This window comes from Prevotella sp. P5-108 (assembly GCF_002251385.1).
In the GTDB taxonomy this organism is placed as follows: Bacteria; Bacteroidota; Bacteroidia; order Bacteroidales; family Bacteroidaceae; genus Prevotella.
In genome coordinates, this window is record NZ_NPJJ01000002.1 from 14,039 (window position 1) to 29,652 (window position 15,614).

Consider the following 15,614-nt stretch of genomic DNA (forward strand, 5'->3'; position numbering starts at 1 on the left):
GCCGCGACAAGCCGGCTGATGGCGATGAGAGTCTGGGAAGGAATGGCGACCAGAGATGGGCGCAGCAGGATGATGGCTGCCGTTGGCGCGACTTTTTGCAGCCGGACAGCAAATTATAACACAATTTTTTTGAGACTTCGGATAAATATCACTACTTTTGCGGTCATGATGAAGATGTATCGTATCATAGGTATGGTGTGCCTGATGGTGGCGGCGATAACTGCTGACGCTCAGACCGCTAAGCGGGCGGGCATAAATCCAGAAGACCGACAGGTGGACATGGACAACCCCACCTTTGTGCCTATGGTCAAGGTGGGCAAGGTGCTGCTGGGCCGCGACTCGGTGCAGTATGTCGAGCTCAATAACATCTATGTATATCCCAAGCCCGTCTTCAAGAACGAGCGGCAGATGATGGCGTACAACAGACTGGTCTATAACGTGAAAAAGGTGCTGCCTATAGCCAAGGAATGTCGTGGCATCATCCTCGAGACCTATGACTATCTGCAGACATTGCCCAACAAGGAAGCGCGCGACCGCCACCTGAAACTCGTGGAGAAGGGCATCAAGGCCGAGTATACTCCCCGCATGAAGCGGCTTACCTACCAGCAGGGCAAACTGCTCATCAAACTGATTTACCGTGAGTGCAACTCGTCGTCCTACAATCTTATCCAGTCGTTCTTTGGTCCCACCCGCGCTGGCGTCTATCAGGCCTTTGCCTGGGTCTTCGGAGCCAGTCTGCGCAAGGGCTACGAGCCCGAGGGAGTAGACCGTTTCACCGAGCGCATCGTGCGCCAGGTAGAGAGCGGGCAAATCTGACGCCGCCACGCATTGCTTCAGAAAATCTTATGCTATCAATAATGCCATGGGCACCATCTTGACGGATGGTGCCCATGGCGTTTTATCGCTTGATGTGGCCCTGCAGCGTGGTATAGAACTGGTCGACTATTTCGAGCATATCTGCGGGCAGGTATTCATAGGCTTTGGTAATCATCTCTTCGGGTATCTCGTAGTAGGCTTCGGCTATGCTGCCGCAGATGGCACCCTTGGTGTCGGTGTCGCCCTGGGCGAGGATGGCTGTGCGTATGGCGTCTTCGAAGTTGTTGCTGTCGAGAAAACAGCTGATGGCCGCCGGCACCGTCTCCTGGCAGGTGGCGTCGAAGTGGCCCTCGTTGCCGAGTCTGTAGACCTCCTTGAGGTCGGGGATGTCGTAGCCGAAAGTCTGCTTGACGGTGCCTATCACCTCGTCTTTGGTGATGCGCACCGTGCGCAGCCAGTAGATGAGCGTAGCCACACACTGTGCTCCGCGTATGCCTTCCCTGTGGCAGTGGCTGGGCAGCGCCGTCTTCATCGCCTCGTCCTGCATCTGGTGGAAGTCGTCGTAGAGCCATCCTATCGGGCTCACCCGCATCGCCGAACCGTTGCCATACGAGGCCTGGGGCAGATGGTCGGCGCTCTGCAGCCACTTCAGGAACCTCCCTCCATAGCCTCCCATGGGGTCGGGATAGCGGCTGCACCAGTCTACCAGTGCGTCCTTGTACTCCCGATGGTTCATCGCCGCATCGGCTATGGCGATGGTGCAGATGGTGTCATCGGTGTAGCTGCAGTCGGGGCTGAAGAGCTTGAAGCCCGGTGTAGCCACATTTTCAAACTCGAATCGCGACCCTACGATGTCGCCAATGATAGCTCCTAACATAATGGATAGATTTAGGTGGATGATAGTTTACTCTTCGGTGTAGATGACCTGAATCATCGTCTGTCCCACGGCTTTGAGGGTGTTGCGGCTGATGTGCTCCATGTTGTCGTTCAGCGTGTGCCACGTGGGTCCGAAACTGCTCTGGGCGCAGTCGGGGTAGAAGGGGATGATGTCTATCGTGGGTATACGTGCCGTCTGGTTGAGTGGGATGTGGTCGTCGGTGACCATACCTCCCTCCTGACGGGGGAAGAAGTTGCCATAGCCGGCCTTGCGGGCTGCCCGCCATACCTTCTTGACTATCTCCGGCGCAAACTGCATTGACATTCCCTCCTTGTAGAAGCGTGCTCCCTCGCCGCCTACCATGTCGAGCAGGATGGCGTAGCGCACCTCGAAGCCGTCGGGGAGATGGCTGGCGAAGTGCTGGGCACCCAGCGCCCATGTACTCTCGCTGTCGCCGCTGTTGATCCACTGCGGGGTGCCCCAGTCTTCGGCGTCGAAGCACACGAAGTCTACTCCGATGTTGAGGGTGGTGTCGCGGTGGATGAGGCGAGCCACCTCGAGCATCACAGCCACACCGCTGGCGGCGTCGTTGGCAGCGAGGATGGGCTTGCGCCAATTGGTGGAGTCGGGGTCATTGTCTGCCCACGGACGGCTGTCCCAGTGGGCGCAGAGCATGATGCGTGTGGAGCGCTCGGGATGCGACCGGGCTATGATATTGCGGCATTTGAGCGTGGTGCCGTCATATCCCGTCACGTCGGCTTGCTGTATCTCCAGTTGGCAGCCATACTCTTCAAACTTCTTCTCTATCCACTGCGCGCAGCGGTCATGCCCCTCGGTGTTCATGGCTCTTGGGCCAAAGTCACACTGGGCCTGGGTGAAGGCGTAGGCACTGTCGGCGCTGAACGCGGGACCCACGGGGTCTATCTTGTCCATACTTTCTTCCATGTCTATGCTGTCGGCATGTCCCCATCCGGTGTTCATGCCGACGGCAGCGATGGCAACCACCACGGCGGCGGTCGCTCCTCCTATTATCATCTTCATTTTTCTGGTCATCATTGTCCTTTGTTGTATTGTTGTACTTGGTTCATCACGCGCAGCCAGTTGCCGCCCCATATCTTGGCGATGTCTTCGCGGCTGAAGCGCTTGGCGAGCAGCTGCTCGGTGAAGAGTATCGCCTCTGAGGCATCGGCTATGCCTCTCACTCCGCCGTCGCCGTCGAAGTCGGTGCCTATGCCCACGTGGTCTATGCCCATCACGTCGATGGCGTGTTGCAGATGGGCTACGGCGTCGGTGATGGTGGCTTCGGCGTCGTTGCGCAGAAATCCGTGGTACAGCGTAATCTGTGCCACGCCACCCTTGCGGGCGAGGGCACGCAGCTGGTCGTCGGTCAGGTTGCGCGGCACGTCGCAGAGGGCCTTGCAGTTGCTGTGGCTGCACACGATGGGCGTGGCGCTGAGGTCGAGGGCGTCGTAGAAGCTGGTCTCGGCAGCGTGGGAGAGGTCGACCATAAGCCCCAGGCGGTTCATCTCGGCTATCACCTCTGCTCCCCAGGGGCTCACGCCGCCATGGGTGGCTGTGCCGCGGGCAGAGTCGCAGATGTCGTTGTCGCCGTTGTGGCAGAGGGTGACATAGACGATGCCACGGTGGGCAAAGTGGCGCAGATGGCAGAGGTCGTGCTCGATGGCGAGACCGTTTTCGATGCCCGTCATGATAGATTTCACCCCGTCTTGCTTGTTCTGCCACAGTTCTTGTGGGTTTCTGGCGCGGCGTACGGCGTCGGGATGGGCGCCGAGGATTTCGTCGATGCGGTCGAATATCATGTCGGCATACTCTTGGGGCGAACCGGCAGGCAGCGGGGCTATCTCGGCAAAACTCTGTCCAGGCTTGGGTTGGGGCAGATAAGCCACCATGGTGGTGGCGTCGAGCCGTCCGTCGGTCATCTTGTGCAGGTCTACGAGGATGCGAGGGTCGCGGGTGCCGAAGTCCACCCCTTGCGGGAAGAACATGGGCGTGTCGCAGTGGGAGTCGAGGGTGAGAGTGCGTCGGTGTACGCTCTTGGCTTCGGCGAAGAGGCTTGCCCGGCAGGTGAGCCATTGGAAAAGCGGCAGTCCGTCGGCTCCGAGCCATTCGGGATGCCACTGCACGCCGATGATGCCTTTCTGCTCGCTGCTCTCTATGGCCTCTACCACTCCGTCGGCCGCTGTCGCCGTGACGGTCATGTGGGGTCCGCCGGCTATCACCGCCTGGTGGTGGAACGAGTTGACATATATCCGCTCTTCAGAGTAGATGGCGCTGAGCATCGAGCCCTTCCCGATGGTCACCGAGTGGGTGGGCTCCTGTCGGTCGGCGTCTTGCGAGTGCTTGAGCTGCATCTCGGCATGCTGCGCTACACTTCCACCGAGGGCGATGGCGAGTGTCTGCATGCCGCGGCAGATGCCGAGCATGGGTAGCTGGCGGTTGAACGCCAGGCGGGTGATGAGCAGTTCGGGCAGGTCGCGCTCGGCGTTGATGTTGCCCAGCTGCGGCTGCGGCTCTTTGCCCGTCCAGAGCGGGTTGTAGTCTCCGCCACCCGTGAGCAACAGTCCGTCGATGCGGTCCAGCGTTCCCGCGAGGATATGGCGGTCGGCGATGGGCGGGATGATGACGGGAATGCCGCCGGCAGCCTCTACCTGGCGGTAGTAGCGGTCGCGCAGCGTGGCGTCGCCCTGACTATAATTTGCAGTAATGCCTATCACCGGACGGCTTTCACCCTCGGGATAGGCAGTATATATCTTCTGGAGATGGGCCTCCAAATCGAAATGTTCCATTATTATCAGATAGGCATAAACAAATACTTACTGTGGCTGTGGCACCACTGTCGGGACTGTCGGGTCAGACCTCGTCGGGCTGGATGGTTATCTCGCGCTTGATGCTCTGCTCGAGCGAGATGAGGGTCTCTGTCGACACCACGCCGGGGATGGTCTGCAGCTTGTTGTTGAGCAGGTCCATGAGCTGCTCGTTGTCGCGGGCGTAGAGTTTCAGCAACATGGTGTATGAGCCAGTGGTGAAGTGACACTCCACAATCTCGGGTATGCACAGCAGGCGCGACACTACCTCCTTGTACATGCTTCCGCGCTCGAGGTTGATGCCCACGTAGGTGCAGGTGGTATAGCCCAGACTCTTGGGGTTGACATAGAAACCGCTGCCGGTAATCACTCCGTTGTCTATCAGATGCTGTACGCGCTGGTGAACGGCTGCACGCGACACGCCGCACTCGGCTGCCACATCCTTGAAGGGCATACGGGCGTTGGTGGATAAGATACCCAGTATCTTTTTATCCAGTTTATCTACTTTCTCCATATCTTGTAAAAGTGTTGGTTACGATTAACTCAACAAAATTACGCTTTTCTATTGATACTGGCAAACAAAATGCACGATATTTTACCCAATATCGTGCATTTTGTCAGTAATTGCCCTCTCCGAGGGGCTAATCATCGAATGGTAGGGGCAGTTCCTGCCCGGTGAGGTTGTAACTGCGACGGTGATAGGGGGTGATGCCGTGCTGGCGTATGGCCTCGCGGTGCTCGCGGGTGGGGTAGCCCTTGTTGCGTCGCCAGCCATACTGCGGGCACTCGTCGTCGAGGGCGTCCATATAGTCGTCGCGGAAGGTCTTGGCCAGGATGCTGGCGGCGGCGATGGCCTGGTATTTGCCGTCGCCCTTGACGATGGTGGTGTAGGGCAGATCGCCGTAGGGCTTGAAGCGGTTGCCGTCGACGATGACGGCTTCGGGTCTCACGCCGAGCTGGTCCAGGGCGCGGTGCATAGCCAGGATGCTGGCGTTGAGGATGTTGATTTGGTCTATTTCCTCTGGGGTGACCACGCCCACAGCCCAGGCCACGGCGTCGTCCATAATCTGCTGGCGCAGTGCATACCTACGGCTGTGGCTCATCTGCTTCGAGTCGTTGAGGTCGGGATTGTCATAGTCGGCAGGCAGTATCACCGCAGCGGCATAGACACTGCCGGCAAGGCAGCCACGGCCAGCCTCGTCGCAGCCGGCCTCGATGCAGTCTTTATAATAATGTGGGAGGAGTGGATGGCGTTTGGTCATAGGATAATCTGTTCTTGCTACAGGCTGCAAAATTACAAAAAAAAAGTGATTATCGTTTTGATACTCATTATTTTTTAGTAGCTTTGTGGTGATTAAAGATTAAGGAGGACTTGATTATGTACAATCGCAGATTTACCCCACATTTCATTACCCGACTCGAGGATAATGAGATTTTTGTTTTTGGCAGCAATCTTTCTGGTTTTCATGGTGGAGGCGCAGCCCGCACTGCCCTCGACGCCTTCGGAGCCGTATGGGGCCAGGGCGTAGGCCTGCAGGGACAGAGCTATGCCATACCCACCATGCAGGGAGGTGCCGAGACCATCAAGCCTTATGTAGACCAGTTTATTGCCTTTGCCGCCGAGCACAGCGAGCTTACCTTCCTGGTCACCCGCATAGCCTGTGGCATAGCCGGGCTCCCTGTCAGCGAGATAGCGCCCCTCTTTGCCGCAGCCATAGACATGGAGAACGTGATACTGCCCAAGGACTTTGTAGATGTCATCCACGCCACCTGCACCCCCGACCACGGATGGCAGGCCGAGACCGACTTCCTCCAGTCTTACCGCCATCTCAAGGGGTGTATGAAGAACGGCGACCGTGAGGCATACTACCAGATTAAGGGTCTGCGCACCAAGGTCTATCGCAACACCATCGACCTGGTGACCCAGGGCCACTACACCACCGAGGACGGCAAGCGCGTGGAGCTTGGCGACGGAGCGGAGATGATGAACGCCACGGTCTACTATGACCACGAGATAGAGACCGATGCGCCCACTGCCGACGAGACCTGCATCGAGGTGGTCAACGACGACTGCCTCGCCGTAGCCATGCGCCTCAAGGCCGACGGCTATACCCCCGCCGTGCTCAATATGGCCAACCGCCACCATCCCGGCGGTGGGGTAGACAATGGTGCCGCTGCCCAGGAAGAGACGCTCTTCCGCCGTACCGACCTCTATCGTTCGCTCTACCGTTTCTCGCCGCTTGCCAAGGTCTATGGTCTGCCGCCTTCGTCCCATCACTATCCCCTCGACAGTCACTTTGGCGGCATCTATACTCCCGGTGCTACCATCTTCCGCGAGAGCGAAGACCAGGGCTACCGCCTCATGGCAGAGCCTGTGAGCATGGACTTCATCTCTGTGGCAGGCAAGAACCGCCCCGACCTCACCCCCGACGGACTGATAGCGCCCCACCATGTGTCTGCCATCTGCGACAAGATACGTACCATCCTGCGCATAGGACTTGCGCATCATCACGATGCCCTTGTGCTGGGCGCTTTGGGCTGCGGAGCCTTCTGCAATCCGCCTGCCCATGTGGCGCGACTCTTCCACGAGGTGCTCTCAGAACCTGAGTTCTACCAGAAGTTCCGCTACATCACCTTTGCCATCATCGACGACCACAACGCCCACCGTCCCCACAATCCCGAGGGCAACTACCGTCCCTTCTTCGCTGAGTTCAAGGACGGAGCAAGTGCCTTGCCTCTTTGACAGTCCAGCTGCGGCTGCCGGCGAGCCCTCGCGGCATAAGTCTCGGCTGTCGGCACCGATACGCATAGCCAACGGCAACACCAGAGCCTCCAGAGCTACTGGTGTTGCCGTTGATGCTTTATCCCTGTTGACCCAGCAAAAAAATACGGCATCTGCCATGGAGACAGATGCCGTAAACCTTGAAGATTATAAGTGTCTTGTATTACAAGATGCTCTTGTAGAGGGCCACAATGTCGTCGCGTGTCACCTCGCGGGGGTTGCCCGGAGTACATACGTCGGCGATAGCCTGGTCGGCGAGTGCGTCGATGTCGGCCTCGGTGATACCCAGATCAGACAGATGGGCGGGGATGCCCACGCGGCGGCTCAGGTTCTCAATCTCGGTGCATGCAGCGTCGGCAGCCTCTTCCTTGGTCATACCCGGAGTGTATACATCGAGCGCCTTGGCGATGTCTACATACTTGTCGAGAGCGGCAGGAGCGTTGAAACGCATTACTGTAGGCAACAGGATGGCACAAGCCACACCGTGGGGCACATCGTGCAGAGCCGACATGGGGTGAGCCATGCCGTGGTCTACACCCAGACCTACGTTAGAGAAAGCCATACCAGCCACATACTGGGCTACGGCCATACCGTTGCGGCCCTCGGGGTTGGTGGGGTCTTCTACGGCTACGGGCAGGTAGCGGTGAATCATATTGATGGCTTTGATTTCAAACATATCGCTCAGTTCCCAGGCACCCTTGGTGATTAGACCTTCGATGGCGTGGGTCATAGCGTCCATACCGGTAGCGGCGGTGAGGCTCTTGGGGAGCGAGTACATCAGCTCGGCATCAACGATAGCTACACAGGGAATGTCGTTGGGGTCTACGCAGACCATCTTCTTCTGCTTGGTTTCGTCGATGATTACGTAGTTGATGGTAGTCTCGGCAGCAGTACCGGCTGTGGTGGGCAGGGCGATGATTGGCACGGTCTTCTTCTTGGTGTCGGCCACGCCTTCGAGCGATACCACGTCGGCAAATTCGGGGTTGTTGCTTACAATACCGATACCCTTAGCGGTGTCCATGGCACTACCGCCACCGATAGCCACGATGAAATCGGCCTGGGCAGCCTTGAGGGCTTCTACACCCATCTTCACGTTGGTCACAGTGGGGTTGGGTTTTACGTCGTCATACACAGCGTAAGGAATGTTAGCCTCGTCGAGCACGTCGAGCACCATCTTGGCAACGCCAAACTTCATCAGACCCTTGTCTGTTACTACCAATGCTTTGGTGAAACCCAGTCGGGCAACTACTCCAGGCAGCTCCTTGCGAGCACCGGGACCGAAGTAAGACACTTCGTTAAGGATAAATCTATTTACCATAAGTGTTTTTGTTGATAAATTGGTTAATGTTATATATATAATAATGTGTACTGGTACAGGTATCGGTAGAGACACGAGGCGGAGGGCAAAGCAACAAACTTGTTTTTTGATTTATGCTTCCTGCCCGTAGCCTATCTTTTGCAAAGATAGTGCAAACCCGAGTGCCATAAGCTCGCTTAATGGCCGAGGTGCCGCCTATCTTATGCAAAGATAGTGCAAGTCGAAGACAATGCCAAGAAAAACACGAAGTTTTTTTCAATTGGCATTGTTGAGGCGCCGCCTATCTTATGGAAAGATAGTGCAAGTCGAAGACAATGCCAAGAAAAACACGAAGTGATAAATAAGAGGTCAAAAGAAACATAGATTATGGCTATACGCACGTTAAATAACTCAAAAACACATGATATACACCCTGTTTCTGTTAAATGTTACAAACAGGAAGTGGAGGGTATTGATTTTTTAGATACATTTACAGCACCTAATATAAGGAAGGATACTACTATGGTAAGTCTAACACTCAGAAACACAGTCTATGCACTACGCTGTATGGCGCTCACCCTAATGGTGACCATGCTGGCTACGATGCAGACAATGGCGCAGGACACCAAGTCGCCCACGTGCCAGGTGACCGGAACCATACGCGACAAGGCTACCCACGAGCCCGAGCTGGCAGCCACCATCATCGTGGCAAAGCAGTCGCAGCCTAAAGTGGCGTTCAAGAAAGGCGTGACCGACACGGGCGGAGTCTTCTCGCTGACGCTCCCTGCCACCGACGCCCGATACATCCTCACCGCCTCGGTACTGGGCAAGAAGGCGGCATAGGTGAAACTGACCATGACGCCTGCCGACACGCTTATCGACCTGGGCGATATTCTGCTCGCAGACGACGCCCGGCTGCTCGACGAGGTACAGGTGCTCGCCCAGAAACCCCTCGTGACCATGGATGTGGACAAGCTGACATACGATGTGGCTTCCGACCCTGACGCCAAATACATGATGACCTCGGAGATACTCAACAAGGTGCCTCTGCTCGATGTCGACGGCATGGGAAACATCAAGATGAATGGCACCACCAACTTCCTCATCCTGCAAAACGGGCGCCGCACCGCCGTGACGCGCCATCCCAAGGAAATCCTGCGCTCGCTGCCCACCGAACTTATCAAGAGCATAGAGGTCATCACCTCGCCGGGAGCCAAATACGATGCCGAGGGCATAGGCGGCATCATCAACATCGTCATGCAGCGCCGCTACGAAGGCCACCTTACCAACCTCAACGGGGCAGTCAACAACATGGGCTTCGTCACCGGACTCTCGACCACTACCAAGATAGGCCGTTTCTCGATAGACGGATATATGAACTATAACCGCATACTCACACCCACCGGAAGCAACACCAGCCATACCTACAACTACGCCTCGGACTCCCGCGCTTACCAGCAGACCGCCAGCAGGCACAAGAGCAGAGGCAGCACGGAGTTTGCCAACATCAATGCCAGTTACGAGATAGATACTCTCCAACTGCTCACCCTCTCGCTGTCGGGGATGGGAAGCCAGCAGCGGCTGCCCGTATGGGGCAGCACCGAGATGTGGAACCGCGACCGCTCGCAGCTCGCCTACTCATATCTGCGCAGCAGCTTGGCGAAGGAGTCGTTTCTCAATGGAACGGCGGGCATAGACTATCAGCGTACAGGGCGATACAACAAGCAGCGACTTACCACGCTGTCATACCAGATAAGCACCAATCCACAGTGGATTAAGAACAACACCCAGTACGATGAGATAGTCTACAATACGCCTTCTGACATAATAGAGGAACTACAGCTCTATGCCAACCGCACCGACGCCGACAACAAGAGCGTAGAGCACACCCTCCAGGCCGACTATACCACGCCCATAGACAAACACAACACCATAGAGACCGGACTCAAATACATCGTGCGCAACAACGAGAGCACCAATGACATCTACGATGCCCGCATTGTCGTCGGCGACTTTGTCTACAACGACCAGCGCAGCAACCACTACAAGAACCGCAACGACATTCTGGCTGCCTATCTCAGTTATACTTACCACAGCGCGGCTGTCTCCCTCATGCCCGGTCTGCGCTACGAATACACCTACCAGGACATACGCTACCTCTCGGGAGCTATGGGTGCCGACGCCGATTATAGCGGACACTATGCCTATCTGGTGCCCTCGATGAAGGTCAACTTCAAGGTAGGACCCCACCAGTCGCTGCGCCTCGAATATGGCATGCGCCTGTCGCGCCCCAGCATCTATTATCTGAACCCCTACTTCAATGACCTCAACCCGCAGCGCATCACCCAGGGCAACGGAAAGCTCGATGCCGAGCGCAGCCACAACTTCGGCATCACCTATGGCAACTTCACCCGCCGGCTGAACCTCAACATGTCGCTCGGATACCGTCGTCTCGACAACGGCATCGAGCAGGTGAGCCGTATCATAGGCGACGGGGGCGAATACTTTGACGAAGGCAAGCACTATGCAGCCCCGGGCGCGCTCTACAGCACCTATATGAATATAGGCCGCACCCAGCGCACGGCTCTCGATGTGTATCTTAGATGGAATATGAACAGCCGCATCAGCTGGACCATCAATTCCAACCTGTCTTATCTGGACCTCTCTGATCCCGCGCGCCAACTGCGCAACCACGGATGGCAGACCTCGCTCAGCGGCAGCACCTTGGTGAGACTGCCTGGTGACCTGAGACTCATGGGCAGAGTGGCATACAGCAGCCGCAGTGTGATGTTGCAGGGCAACAACAATTCAATGTTGACCTATAACATCGGACTTACCCGCTCTTTCCTCAAAGACAAGAGGCTCACCTTGTCGCTCATGGCAACCGAGTTTGCCCGCAGTTGGATGACACGTAGCACCACCACCTACGGCACCAACTTCTATATGCAAAGGGATAACCAGGTGAAGCGCCAGTATTTCGGTCTGACAGTTATGTACCGCTTCGGCACGCTCCGCCAGTCGGCTACCAAGCGCGCAAGCCACGGTATACACAACGATGACCTCAAGGCGGGAGACCGCTGAAGGGATATTGGAATCTTTGTGTTAATTATTATCTGGGTCACATACCGCATAAAAGTAAATCCTAATCGGGTTGGATTCCTCTCTTGGTATCCAACCCGATTAGGATTTGCTCAATATGGATTCAGCTGATAGTAAATGATGATTATCAGGTCGTAATTAGAGCGTATGTATATGTTCTGGAGATTGCTGCTATTTATGACATTCCTTTTCTGATGGCAAAATCACGTTTCCTGTTTTACCATCCAGTTGAAGGAGTGTGCTTCGTCAAGTTGAAGTATAGACTAATAGCTATGATTACTCTCCCAGTAAAATTCTTTTTGTGTGTTTTGTCTTTTATAGACGATAATTTTATGTCGATAATGTCGTTTATAAAAGATAAAATAGGTATCTATAGGTTTGATCTTGGTCAGCACCCATATGTGCAAATTTTGCACATGTGATATTTTCATCCAATTCACATTCCTTGAAAATGTTTCTTATATGGCGCATTATTACAGTACGATCTCTTCCGAATAATTCAGCCATTTAGTTTTGTGTAAGCCACACGGTATCCTTTTCCAACTTTACTTCAAGTTGGGTATTGCCATCATCAGTCGTATATAGGACGATGGACGAACTATTATTTGCAACAATTTTATTCTCAGTCATATTCATCCTTGCTCCTTATATAGAATCCACATCTTCTTTATCTTACCAGCAATCTGTTACGTTTTTACATACATGATTACGTTGATAAAAAATAGAAGCTTAATACAGAATAATTCAGTAACTTATTTTTGGCTTAGAAAAATACTTCCTATCGCTTCTCTTTCACGGGGCGCTTGCGCCAGTCGTCCTTGACATAGCTGTCGGGATAGACGGTGACGTTCTGGCGGTCGCCCTTGAGGGTGCGTATCCAGGTGTCAAAGCGGCGCTGGCCCTCGTGGAGCACGATGACGCGTGCGCCCACGGGCAGATGGTTGTACTCGGTGTTGCCGCCCGAGAAGCGGCCGTAGCCCAACAGAATGTCGTGGTAGAGGGTAGTGTAGTCGTTGTCGTGGTCGTGACCGCAGAAGATGCCCATCACGTCGCCTCCCTCGCGCATGGCGCAGAACATGCCGCTATTGAGCAGCGGGGGGCACGATTTCTCCATACGGGTGCCTATCAGCACGTTGGCCTCGGTGGTGGCGGCTTGGGCAAACTCGGGCAGAGGGATGTGGAAGAAGGAGAGGGCTGGGAGCGGGCGCCCGCCGTTGGCTGCGGTGTAGGCACGGCTGCGCTCGCGATACCACTGCACCTGGTCGAGCGTGAGCCAGGCGTAGGTGCCGAGGCGCTTGGTGGCGGGGTAGCTGTGGGAGTCGAGGCAGTAGAGTAGGGCAGCGGGGGCGGAGCTCTTGCTGCCGGCAATCTCGAGCACATAGTCGGGCGACTCTACGCTGCCACGGTCGGGCTGTAGACAGTGGCGTCCGTGCCGGATGATGTCGTAGAGCTGGGCGCGGGTCATGCCCTGCTCGTGGTCGTGGTTGCCGAAGAGGATGACGTATGGCACGCCGTGGCGCTCGATGCGGTCTACGATGTGCGTCATGGCGGTGTCGGCAGGACGCGCGTAGATGTTGTCGCCGGTGAAGACCACCAGGTCGGGACGCTCGGCGCCGACCACGGCGTCGATGCACTCCAAGGCGGTGGCAGAGCGTGGGTTGCGGCTCTGGTAGTGGAGGTCGGTAAACTGGACTATCTTGAACTCGCCACGGGCGTCAAACTTCAGGGTCTGGGCGGTGGCATCGGTGCCGGCGGCGAGGGTAAGGAGCGCGGCGGCAGTAAGCTGCATGATACGTTTTAGCATGATCGGGTATGGTTTTGGGGGTTACAGTTGTCGTTGGAGTTGGTTGAGCAGACGGCGGCAGCCCTGCTCGATGAGGTCGAGTGCCAGTTCGAAGTCGCGGTCGCCGCCATAGTAGGGGTCGGGCACGGAGTCGTAGCCGCAGTCGGCGTCGAGGTAGTCGCTCATGCGTAGGATGCGGTCGGCCTGGGCCTGGGTGCGCGCCTTGGCGCTGATGGCGCGGTAGTTGCCCTCGTCCATCACGATGATATAGTCGAAGCGGTCGAAGTCGGCTGCCGAGAACTGGCGGGCATGATGGTCTACACGGTAGCCGCGGCGGGCTCCGTGGCGGCGCATACGGCTGTCGGGCAGCTGGCCCACATGCCAGTCGCCGACGCCACACGAGTCGACCTCAATCTGGTCGTTCAGACCGGCTTCGGCTACCATCGCTTCCATTACGGCATGGGCGGCGGGCGAACGGCAGATGTTGCCGAGACATACGAAGAGAAGCCTCTTGGGCTTGGGGGCGTCAACAGATGCTGGTGTCATAGTCTATATATATAATAATGTATATAGATATAACGCCAGCAGTGTGGTTTTATTGCCATAGGGTGGTCATAAATCGCATGGCAGCCGCTGTTGCAGCCCTTGTTGCTAAGTTGGCGCATCGTCGCTGCGCTCTTGCGCCGTGTTAGATGTTGTTTGATAAGGTCGAGTTGTAATACGCATAGTATCAATGAGTTCAGCGGAGCTGTTGTGGCGTCGTTGGCGGGAGGTCTCTTTGCTGATCATGAGGAAAGCAACTAAATAGAATATGAAAAAAATGATATTCGTACGCATTTTTATTATATTTCCAGCCTTTGTGGGCGCCAAGAGAAAAAACGAGATAGGCGCGCGTGAAAAAGTCTTGGCAGTGGGCGCGACAGTCTGTAATTTTGCAATCGCTGAGGTCGAAAGCCCAGCAAGAAAAGTATCAGACATAAAGATAAAAATCAAGCAAAACAGGGTAGGAACCCACTTTAAGGAAATGTATTCTAAATTTGATAATCTGGACATTACAGTCGACTCGTCGATTAAGAAGATTACACGTAAGGCGTGCATGTACCTTTCTGAGGCCATCGAGAATGGCATCATGCTGTCGGAGAATCCAACTGCCAACATCGTAATCTACGACGACCGCATTGATTTTGGTATGTGCCTCAATCCCACCATGGATATGATGAACGCCGCTTACTTCCCCAACTTCTATGAGGAGAACGGCAATATCGTATACCGCTTCGCTGGCAATGCCTGTTGCGAGGTCGAAGACCAAACCATCAACTATGTAGGTCACACAGACCCCATCACTGCAGATGATAACAAGGTTTTTAATATGATTTATTCGAAATACGCATAAGCAGATAGATATTCTTTACACATTCTCAACAAAAATCATACACATTAATACAATAACTTAGTAATTTTTTTGAAGCAAGAGCACGAACCCGAGGAATCTGGATGAAGACCCCCTCACGGTTCGTGTTTTTATTATCCTCACATTGGGCGTCATAATCCTCGGTTTGTGCTTTGCTTTTCTCGTGTCGTTCTTTGCCACATTCGGTTCATGCTTTGCCATCCTCGAATTGTGCTTCGCCATCAAGTTAACCCGCTCCCCAAGTTTTTTCCATATCCCCACAACCTCCGCAGGCACATGCGCCAGCGTTGGGCAGACGGCGGCATATCCCGTCGTTGCAGCCGCCAGTCCCGCCATTACAAATAATGTAGTGGTGATTGTGGTGGCTGGCTCGTGCCTATTGATACGTGGGCTCGTATCATAAGTCACGCGGCCACGTATCATAAGTTACGAGCCCTCGTATCAAATGACACGAACCAGTAGGGTTGGTCACGACATGGCGGAACATGCTGAATTACATAGTTATAGTTGATTCCCCCTTCGTTGACAATACTTTCCTGCGGTGGATGCACAATGATAAAAATCTACAAAAAGATTAGTGGCTGTTGTCGTCATGCCGTGCATGGCGTTGGAGGGTATGGCTAAAACGGTGTAGGACAATAATGACAGATTGAGTATAACGCCTTCGGCTAAGCGCAACTCTTACAGAGTAGCTAAGTAGGGTGGTGTTCATACCCAGGGTAGA

At 55.1% G+C, this 15,614-nt stretch carries 14 protein-coding genes and 1 pseudogene; 6 read left to right on the forward strand and 9 right to left on the reverse strand.

The annotated features are described in order from the left end of the window. The first annotated feature begins 192 nt into the window (after nucleotides 1-192). Nucleotides 193-816, forward strand: a complete 624-nt coding sequence (locus tag CIK95_RS00080) for a DUF4294 domain-containing protein (RefSeq protein WP_371591335.1) — start codon at nucleotides 193-195, stop codon at nucleotides 814-816. 82 nt (nucleotides 817-898) lie between these two features. Here the strand turns inward: CIK95_RS00080 and CIK95_RS00085 are convergent, their stop codons facing one another. The 5 genes from CIK95_RS00085 to CIK95_RS00105 all read right to left on the reverse strand — a co-directional run bounded on the left by CIK95_RS00085 (nucleotide 899) and on the right by CIK95_RS00105 (nucleotide 5,780). Continuing rightward, nucleotides 899-1,693 carry an ADP-ribosylglycohydrolase family protein gene (locus tag CIK95_RS00085; protein ID WP_094387842.1) on the reverse strand — a complete coding sequence of 265 codons (795 nt, stop codon included), beginning with the start codon at nucleotides 1,691-1,693 and terminating at the stop codon, nucleotides 899-901. 27 nt (nucleotides 1,694-1,720) lie between these two features. Further along, a complete protein-coding gene (locus tag CIK95_RS00090; protein WP_094387850.1) occupies nucleotides 1,721-2,746 on the reverse strand; it encodes a M28 family peptidase in 1,026 nt (341 codons plus the stop codon). After that, nucleotides 2,746-4,500 carry a membrane dipeptidase gene (locus CIK95_RS00095; protein WP_094465928.1) on the reverse strand — a complete coding sequence of 585 codons (1,755 nt, stop codon included), beginning with the start codon at nucleotides 4,498-4,500 and terminating at the stop codon, nucleotides 2,746-2,748. The genes CIK95_RS00090 and CIK95_RS00095 overlap by 1 nt, the downstream gene beginning before the upstream one ends. Nucleotides 4,501-4,564: 64 nt before the next feature. Then, the gene (locus CIK95_RS00100; RefSeq protein WP_094385224.1) at nucleotides 4,565-5,032 is read right to left on the reverse strand and encodes an Lrp/AsnC family transcriptional regulator; all 468 of its coding nucleotides are present in this window, start codon (nucleotides 5,030-5,032) and stop codon (nucleotides 4,565-4,567) included. 127 nt (nucleotides 5,033-5,159) lie between these two features. Beyond that, a complete protein-coding gene (locus CIK95_RS00105; protein ID WP_022310569.1) occupies nucleotides 5,160-5,780 on the reverse strand; it encodes a ribonuclease HII in 621 nt (206 codons plus the stop codon). Nucleotides 5,781-5,896: 116 nt separating this feature from the next. On the opposite strand from CIK95_RS00105, the pseudogene CIK95_RS13385 reads away from it, so the two are divergent. Then, nucleotides 5,897-6,280: pseudogene (locus CIK95_RS13385) on the forward strand (hypothetical protein); the annotation flags it as partial. Between the two features lie 78 nt (nucleotides 6,281-6,358). Beyond that, the gene (locus CIK95_RS12995; protein ID WP_254045970.1) at nucleotides 6,359-7,261 is read left to right on the forward strand and encodes a TIGR02452 family protein; all 903 of its coding nucleotides are present in this window, start codon (nucleotides 6,359-6,361) and stop codon (nucleotides 7,259-7,261) included. A 202-nt stretch (nucleotides 7,262-7,463) separates the two neighbouring features. On the opposite strand, the gene fucO is transcribed toward CIK95_RS12995, so the two are convergent. Then, nucleotides 7,464-8,618 (reverse strand): lactaldehyde reductase, encoded by a 1,155-nt coding sequence (gene fucO, locus CIK95_RS00115; protein WP_094421490.1) that lies wholly within the window; start codon nucleotides 8,616-8,618, stop codon nucleotides 7,464-7,466. Nucleotides 8,619-9,119: 501 nt separating this feature from the next. Between fucO and CIK95_RS00120 the strand changes: the two genes are divergently transcribed. Beyond that, the gene (locus tag CIK95_RS00120; RefSeq protein WP_144007656.1) at nucleotides 9,120-9,440 is read left to right on the forward strand and encodes a carboxypeptidase-like regulatory domain-containing protein; all 321 of its coding nucleotides are present in this window, start codon (nucleotides 9,120-9,122) and stop codon (nucleotides 9,438-9,440) included. After that, the gene (locus CIK95_RS00125; protein ID WP_094465929.1) at nucleotides 9,441-11,678 is read left to right on the forward strand and encodes an outer membrane beta-barrel family protein; all 2,238 of its coding nucleotides are present in this window, start codon (nucleotides 9,441-9,443) and stop codon (nucleotides 11,676-11,678) included. It abuts the gene before it with no gap. 796 nt (nucleotides 11,679-12,474) lie between these two features. Here the strand turns inward: CIK95_RS00125 and CIK95_RS00135 are convergent. Together CIK95_RS00135 and CIK95_RS00140 are read right to left on the reverse strand one after the other, a co-directional pair. Beyond that, a complete protein-coding gene (locus tag CIK95_RS00135; RefSeq protein ID WP_254046373.1) occupies nucleotides 12,475-13,500 on the reverse strand; it encodes a metallophosphoesterase family protein in 1,026 nt (341 codons plus the stop codon). 21 nt (nucleotides 13,501-13,521) lie between these two features. Continuing rightward, nucleotides 13,522-14,025 carry a low molecular weight protein-tyrosine-phosphatase gene (locus tag CIK95_RS00140; RefSeq protein WP_094465931.1) on the reverse strand — a complete coding sequence of 168 codons (504 nt, stop codon included), beginning with the start codon at nucleotides 14,023-14,025 and terminating at the stop codon, nucleotides 13,522-13,524. A gap of 478 nt (nucleotides 14,026-14,503) precedes the next feature. Here CIK95_RS00140 and CIK95_RS00150 point away from each other — a divergent pair, with 478 nt between their 5' ends. Next, nucleotides 14,504-14,872: a hypothetical protein gene (locus tag CIK95_RS00150; protein WP_144007657.1), complete on the forward strand. Its 369-nt coding sequence runs from the start codon at nucleotides 14,504-14,506 to the stop codon at nucleotides 14,870-14,872. A 57-nt stretch (nucleotides 14,873-14,929) separates the two neighbouring features. On the opposite strand, the gene CIK95_RS00155 is transcribed toward CIK95_RS00150, so the two are convergent. Continuing rightward, nucleotides 14,930-15,313 carry a hypothetical protein gene (locus CIK95_RS00155; RefSeq protein ID WP_144007658.1) on the reverse strand — a complete coding sequence of 128 codons (384 nt, stop codon included), beginning with the start codon at nucleotides 15,311-15,313 and terminating at the stop codon, nucleotides 14,930-14,932. Between the last annotated feature and the right edge of the window lie 301 nt (nucleotides 15,314-15,614).

Excerpts from the sequence above, each read along its gene's own strand:
- CIK95_RS00140 (WP_094465931.1), bottom strand. The coding sequence starts at position 14,025 with ATGACACCAGCATCTGTTGACGCCCCCAAGCCCAAGAGGCTTCTCTTC.
- CIK95_RS00105 (WP_022310569.1), bottom strand. The coding sequence starts at position 5,780 with ATGACCAAACGCCATCCACTCCTCCCACATTATTATAAAGACTGCATC.
- CIK95_RS00080 (WP_371591335.1), top strand. The coding sequence starts at position 193 with ATGGTGTGCCTGATGGTGGCGGCGATAACTGCTGACGCTCAGACCGCT.
- CIK95_RS00095 (WP_094465928.1), bottom strand. The coding sequence starts at position 4,500 with ATGGAACATTTCGATTTGGAGGCCCATCTCCAGAAGATATATACTGCC.
- CIK95_RS00090 (WP_094387850.1), bottom strand. The coding sequence starts at position 2,746 with ATGACCAGAAAAATGAAGATGATAATAGGAGGAGCGACCGCCGCCGTG.
- CIK95_RS12995 (WP_254045970.1), top strand. The coding sequence starts at position 6,359 with ATGAAGAACGGCGACCGTGAGGCATACTACCAGATTAAGGGTCTGCGC.
- CIK95_RS00150 (WP_144007657.1), top strand. The coding sequence starts at position 14,504 with ATGTATTCTAAATTTGATAATCTGGACATTACAGTCGACTCGTCGATT.
- fucO (WP_094421490.1), bottom strand. The coding sequence starts at position 8,618 with ATGGTAAATAGATTTATCCTTAACGAAGTGTCTTACTTCGGTCCCGGT.
- CIK95_RS00100 (WP_094385224.1), bottom strand. The coding sequence starts at position 5,032 with ATGGAGAAAGTAGATAAACTGGATAAAAAGATACTGGGTATCTTATCC.
- CIK95_RS00085 (WP_094387842.1), bottom strand. The coding sequence starts at position 1,693 with ATGTTAGGAGCTATCATTGGCGACATCGTAGGGTCGCGATTCGAGTTT.
- CIK95_RS00135 (WP_254046373.1), bottom strand. The coding sequence starts at position 13,500 with ATGCTAAAACGTATCATGCAGCTTACTGCCGCCGCGCTCCTTACCCTC.
- CIK95_RS00120 (WP_144007656.1), top strand. The coding sequence starts at position 9,120 with ATGGTAAGTCTAACACTCAGAAACACAGTCTATGCACTACGCTGTATG.
- CIK95_RS00155 (WP_144007658.1), bottom strand. The coding sequence starts at position 15,313 with ATGATACGTGGCCGCGTGACTTATGATACGAGCCCACGTATCAATAGG.